General features: G+C 35.6%; 1 protein-coding gene. It reads right to left on the minus strand.

Features of this window, described 5'->3' with window-relative positions:
• Positions 1–376: 376 nt before the first annotated feature.
• Positions 377–1,141, minus strand: coding sequence for a hypothetical protein (locus tag FYJ43_RS11910; protein WP_154565190.1), 765 nt, complete (start codon positions 1,139–1,141; stop codon positions 377–379).
• Between the last annotated feature and the right edge of the window lie 96 nt (positions 1,142–1,237).

Raw genomic sequence — 1,237 nt, forward strand, 5'->3', positions numbered from 1 at the left:
CGACGTTGCAGTTTCATTTGCTCGTTTATTATTTTTCACTGTACGGACTCCAAACAAATATAAAAATGACAAGTGCGGACAATGTAGCACAAAAAATGATCGCTTTCATAAAGAAACATCACATTTTTATAGATTTATTTTAAATCTAAAACAGGGGTAAACACGTAAAAATAGATTTATTTTAAATCTACCTCACATACAAAAATACCGCCTCAAATTGGGCGGCATTTAACAGTTAATCTATTTATGCGTACTAGCAGTACTTAATAGCTGGTAAGTATCAAGAAAAGTATGGGGTAATGATTTACTTCTTTTAGGCATTCCCTTTCATGATATTTCCAACCTTTACTTATATTAAGAAGGTTTGCACATATCCTTATTTATTAAAGCACTTTTTTCCGACTAGATTTTTATTAGTTAGAGACCAGACACCATGCTGCTCAAGCAATTCTACGTCATAGACAAGAGAAGGAAAATTGTTTGCATCAACGTTATCATAATCCAACCCTCTCAACTTGAGTAATCCATCATTAAAACCAAGAATTTCATTTACTGTTCTCAACCCTGTATTAAAAAAGTAATCCGTTCTACGGACAAAGAGTACTCCCCAATGACTTTGTACAACTTCACACATTGCAGTACCCCAACAACCGGAACCACCGCCATGCCCAATGTCACCTTCCCAAAGAGTAAGATACCTCGTGTCATAATAGTCATCGTGATTAATCGGTGTAACATGAAAGTCCCACGCGGTACCTACCGACAATGCATGTGCGGCAGCCACCGCCAACACTTTTCTTTCTGTTTCATCTTGAGCTTCATTGAGCAAGGCGACATAATCTGAAATAAAACCAGTCAAAGGCTGGATATCCCTTTGCGCATATTCGTCTCCTAACTTCTTATACTCGTCTGAGTTACGAATGAAATTATTGTACTTTAATAGCAGTTCCTGATTAGTTGTCGCGCGTACTAATTGTTTCTTAACTCTTTCCTGAAACGTTTTAACATCATATTCCTCAACATCGTATTCGTTGTTGTCTATTAGATACTTACTCGAAAAAGAAGCTATGCTCCAGTTTAAAATCTTAAGATCAGCTTTAATTTGACGTTGTAAATTTAAAATCTCTAATTTTCTATTCATCTGTCCCCAATTGTCCCTAGAGACTACTTTATTATGTACATATGCTTTAAACCCAAATTATAAAGGAAATGATTATGACTAAGAAAATTACACCAC

The organism is Cutibacterium porci, assembly GCF_009696315.1.
Taxonomy (GTDB): domain Bacteria; phylum Actinomycetota; class Actinomycetes; order Propionibacteriales; family Propionibacteriaceae; genus Cutibacterium; species Cutibacterium porci.